The organism is Ruegeria sp. H3, from assembly GCF_056533095.1.
Genome location: NZ_JBQFOD010000032.1, coordinates 1 through 4,645, shown reverse-complemented (window position 1 = coordinate 4,645; position 4,645 = coordinate 1). Strand labels below are relative to the sequence as shown.

Genomic DNA, 4,645 nt, shown 5'->3' with positions numbered 1-4,645 from the left:
AATAGATTACTCATGTTATACCCCTGAAACTCAGGGGTTTGAATCACGCAGCCGAGATGACGGCAACCAAATTAATGGGTCCAGAACCTAAGGTCTCCGAAGCCGTTCTCTTCTAAACACTCTATTATTGATCCAAGTTTCGGGGTTTGTTGCAATGTTCTTTAACGGCGCCCTTTAGCGCTGCGACATTGGGTGACAATTTACCCTTCGGCCACGCCAGCTTTGTTTGCAACGTGTTGCTCCCTTCCGGCAGATGCGTGACCCGCAGCCTACGAGCCGATGGAAATGTATCAATGACGCTGTAAGGTACGAGTGCCGCACCCATTCCAGCCAGTACGCAGCCCAACATGGCATGGTACGAACCCATTTGGATTGTGCGCTCAGGAAAATCCTCTTGTTGCGCAAACCATTGCTCAAGAAGCTTGCGATGTGGGCATCCATGCTCAAAAACCAACACGGTTCGAGGGCAGCCATTCTTACCTCCAATCGGCGCGTATGTATCCGACGTCACGAGGACCGGCGTTTCCGTGAAAGCGGTCATCTGGTCAAATCGCTTCTCCGGAACAGGCTCTGCGATAAAGGCTGCATCGATCTCACCCTGCATCAATGCATCCAGAAGCATGACAGGATTGCCAGTCTGCATCTCCAAAGTGACACTGGGAAAACGTTCGGAAAAAGTAGCAAGCGGTCCGGGGAGGCGAACCGCCGCAGTGCTTTCCATCGATCCGATACGCAGGACGCCTGTTGGCTTGTCAGAATGCAGTGCGTCCTCTGCTTCTTCAGCCAGCGCCAGAAGTCGCTCGGCATACTCCATCAGAATCCTGCCAGCCGGGGTAAGAACCATTTTACGACCTTGTCGGATAAAGAGAGTCGTCTCCAATCGATCCTCAAGTTGCTGGATGCGGCTTGTAACTGCGGATTGCACGCGACCCAGACGCTCTGCAGCGCGTGTTACGCCGCCCTCGTGCACGACCGCGCGAAGAACCCGCAAATCAGAAAGCTCCATCCATCCATCTCCAAGATCGATCTTTTAGATCAAAATAACTCGTTTTTATCGATGGCACCACTGCACTAGAACGCAAGGAAAGCCACATCTCGAGTTTGAGGAGAACGAAATGGACAACCAAGACCCCGCACATGTCCTGGAAAGCCAGATCCACATTTCACCCAATGCAAACGTACACATGATCGCCCCTGCAAGCGCCATAATACATTAAATCAAAAGAGGAAAAAAATGCCAAAAGGGTATTGGATTGTGCGGGTAACCGTACACAACAACAGTGAATATCCCAAGTATCTTGAAGCCGCGCGAGAGGCTTTTGAAAAGTTCGATGCAAAATTCCACGTGCGTGGAGGTCGATACGTCGCCCTTGAAGGTGCCTCACGTGACCGAAATGTGGTGGTTGAGTTCAAGGACTTCGACACGGCATTGGCATGCTACAACTCTCCCGAATACAGCGCTGCGCGCACCATCAGGCAAGCAAATGCAGATGCAGATTTTCTGATCGCGGAAGGTGTTTCCTGACGCTGGCTCGGAGTTTTTCGTCGTTTATGATCTAAGATTGGATATCTTCAGCTATGAAAAAGACATCTTTCCCATCCCCTACCCGGTCCTCCGAAAACAAGTCTTTTTCGGATTGTTTGGCCCAAATTCTGGGCGCTGATTTGAACGAAATTCCCGCTGCGCCCGATGACCTTGGGCTAGAGAAAATCGGTTACTGGCTGGCCGCTCAAAACCTTGCTCTTATCCCTGTCCGCGCGCCCGAGTGTTTTCAATGGGCCGGATGGTGGATCGGGAGACTTGAGGGCGGTGATGGGTATGTTGCGATGGCGGGTACGCCATCCGGTGTGGCCTGGGTGCCAGAAGGAATCATGAGTGGATGTGGAGATGTCTTGGAGGGTTGGGTCATCGCCCCCCCTGCATTGGCTCTGCCCAGCCGCGATGAAAAGCAAGGGACCATCGAAGCAATTTTCCGGTTTGCAGACTCCGGCGCACCCGGAGAATTGCTGTCATCGGCGCGCCTTATTGCAGGCGTCGGCATTGACGGCGACCGCTACGCACTCGGAAAGGGACACTTCCAGTGCGAAGGCCGTTGGGGCCAGGCTCTCACGCTCATTGAAGCAGAAGCAATTGAGTATTTGGCATCGGAACACGAGGTCGAGATGTCGGCAGTGGACGCGCGAAGGAACATTGTGACGCGCGGTATCGATCTCAACGCCTTAATGGGTCAACGCTTTCGGGTTGGCGGCATCCTGTGCCAGGGATCTCGACTGGCTGAACCGTGCGCATGGCTGCAAAGAACGACGCCGACCGGCATGCTCCGAGGTCTTGTTCATCGTGGCGGCTTAAGAGCCGATATCCTGGAGGATGGCGAGATAAGACAGGGCGACAGTATTACTCCCGATACTAATAATTGAAGCGAGTGACGATGAGCTGGGCGAACGGAACAATTGATGCCCATTGAGCCATAACTAGTCTGGGCAATTTGCCAATTTTGAAGTACCCGTAGCAGCTTATAAGTCAGTAAAGTTCGTGCCGATACGAGCGGCTCAATACGGACCTTGGCTAAAGATTCATCGCGAGGCTTTATCGCGGCCTTCGTTTGAAAGGTTGGTTCAGACTTCAGCCGATAAAGACGCCGACGCCATTGAAAACCAGCACGCCAAACAACATCGCCATGACCACGTTTTTCGTCAAATAGGTTGCTGCAAGAGCAGCCACCGCCGAAATCCAACCAACCACAGATTCATTTGCCAGCGATACCGCAACCAGACTGACAAGGATCAACCCAGGAAGCTCCTTCAGGACCCAGGAATGATTGGACCGTCGAATCCGTTGGCCAGCAACAAGCCCTGATACTCTGACCGTTATCGTCGCTATCGCCAGAAATCCGATAAGATGCAAATGAACCGAGGTCATGGGTGCTCCTCCTGCAGAACTTTCTGAAGATAAATTGCGACCAACCCTGCGAAGGCGCCGGCCAAAATTCCAAATGCAGAAGAGATACCAATACTGCAGGCTCCCAAGGCGAATACTGCCGCTGTCAACCATGGCAGTAACTGAGACTTTCTTTGCCAGAGCCCATAAGTCATCGCTATAAATGCAGCCGTGAACGCAAAGCCAATTCCGTAGCGCTCCAGGCCAGGCAGCGCGTTCCCGACCTCAGCGCCCATCATGGTGGACAAGACCCATACACCTATCATAACGAGGCCAGAACCATAAAGAAATGCCGCTCCAACTTCGGGTGATCTTTCCCGTTGCGCCATCGTCAGTGCCCAGTTTTCATCACTGACCAGATGGATGGCGAGAAGTTTTTGTTTGATGGAAAGACCGTCCAGCACCTCTGACAGAGACGCAACAATTGCAATATAGCGTAGATTGAGCGCCGCCCCCGCGATGATCGCTGCAATAACCGAGCCGGTTGTGGATAACTGTTCGACGGCGACGATCTGCGATGATCCTGCATACACGGAAGCACTAAGTACGCCCACACTCCACCAGGTGAACCCTGCTTGTGCAGCCAGAATCCCGAATGCGAACCCATAGAACGATGCAGCCAGTGCAAGCGGCAGAATGGCAATCGCGCCGCGTTTCATGTGCGAACGCCTGCAACGCCGCAAAGCTTGGTGAGCCATAGCCGCGAGAGTACGAGAAAAGCCCATTTATCCCGGTCTCGACCTTTCAATGGTTTGCCATTTGGTCCAAAAGTCATCCTGTTTGTCTCCATTATTTTCGCAAACAAGACCTAACAATTGCCGAAGCGGCGAACTCGTAAAACGCACTGCTGCCGCACTAAAATCTCGCATCCACTCGCGATCTCTGCGAGATTTCCGCAGCAGAGTCGTTTATTGGGTGTCGAACTATGGAAGAATTTGATGAATTCGACAGGCGCATTCTTGCGCTTATGAAGGTGGACAGTCGTCGGACCGGCGATCAGCTTTCCGGTGATGTCGGCTTATCTCCGGCTGCTTGTCTGCGACGCGTGCAGCGGTTGCGAAGAATTGGCGCGATCGAGCGCGAAGTTGCAATTGTTTCTCCCAAACTCGAAGATCGCCCCCTGGTTATTGTAGTCCTGCTTTCAATCGAAGGGCATAGTCCAAAAACAATGGATGAATTCTGTCGCAACCTTCGAAAAAGCCCGACTGTGAACAGAATGCTATGGGTTACGGGCGACGACGATATCGTCCTTATCCTGCATTGCTCGTCCATGACGGAATTTGACGAGTTCGTAACAGCCTACATGAATGACAGCCCTGTATCCGGCTACAAAACAATGGTTTCGATGCGTGAGTACAAAGTATGGGACAAGCGGTGACTGGGTAGTCGTAGCCACACCGCGTGATGCCTACCGTTGAAAAACCAAAAACAGCTTTTGGGGCGTGCTGCGCCAGAGTGCGATCAGACAGATCAGTGTTGTGCAGCAAACCCATTGCCGTTGGCGCAAGCGATATAGTGAAATGCGTGCAGTTCATTTGCAGGAAAACAGCCGACTATAGACTGGCACCTACACGCCAAGAATCCTTTAAAATTGGAACTCATTGCTTTAACGCCCTCCGGTGCTGTCAGACGAATTCGAACCAGTCTCAGTTTGCCGCGGAAACCGCGAACCTATCCGGAACAAAGCTAACGCCACTCGGCAAGAGC

General features: G+C 52.5%; 6 protein-coding genes. 3 read left to right on the top strand and 3 right to left on the bottom strand.

Translation table 11 applies throughout. From position 1 onward, the window contains the following. Positions 1-124 precede the first annotated feature (124 nt). Positions 125-1,006 (bottom strand): LysR family transcriptional regulator, encoded by an 882-nt coding sequence (locus tag ACR0JE_RS19540; protein WP_480865349.1) that lies wholly within the window; start codon positions 1,004-1,006, stop codon positions 125-127. Positions 1,007-1,234: 228 nt separating this feature from the next. Here ACR0JE_RS19540 and ACR0JE_RS19535 point away from each other — a divergent pair, with 228 nt between their 5' ends. Beyond that, on the top strand, positions 1,235-1,525 hold the full coding sequence (locus ACR0JE_RS19535) for a DUF1330 domain-containing protein (protein ID WP_480865348.1): 291 nt from the start codon (positions 1,235-1,237) through the stop codon (positions 1,523-1,525). A 53-nt stretch (positions 1,526-1,578) separates the two neighbouring features. Next, positions 1,579-2,418 (top strand): MOSC domain-containing protein, encoded by an 840-nt coding sequence (locus ACR0JE_RS19530; protein WP_480865347.1) that lies wholly within the window; start codon positions 1,579-1,581, stop codon positions 2,416-2,418. 205 nt (positions 2,419-2,623) lie between these two features. Here the strand turns inward: ACR0JE_RS19530 and ACR0JE_RS19525 are convergent, their stop codons facing one another. Continuing rightward, positions 2,624-2,920: an AzlD domain-containing protein gene (locus tag ACR0JE_RS19525; RefSeq protein WP_480865346.1), complete on the bottom strand. Its 297-nt coding sequence runs from the start codon at positions 2,918-2,920 to the stop codon at positions 2,624-2,626. Beyond that, positions 2,917-3,597: an AzlC family ABC transporter permease gene (locus ACR0JE_RS19520; RefSeq protein WP_480865345.1), complete on the bottom strand. Its 681-nt coding sequence runs from the start codon at positions 3,595-3,597 to the stop codon at positions 2,917-2,919. Before ACR0JE_RS19520 ends, ACR0JE_RS19525 begins: the two co-directional genes overlap by 4 nt. 266 nt (positions 3,598-3,863) lie before the next feature. On the opposite strand from ACR0JE_RS19520, the gene ACR0JE_RS19515 reads away from it, so the two are divergent. Continuing rightward, positions 3,864-4,316, top strand: a complete 453-nt coding sequence (locus ACR0JE_RS19515) for an Lrp/AsnC family transcriptional regulator (RefSeq protein WP_480865344.1) — start codon at positions 3,864-3,866, stop codon at positions 4,314-4,316. Positions 4,317-4,645 lie beyond the last annotated feature (329 nt).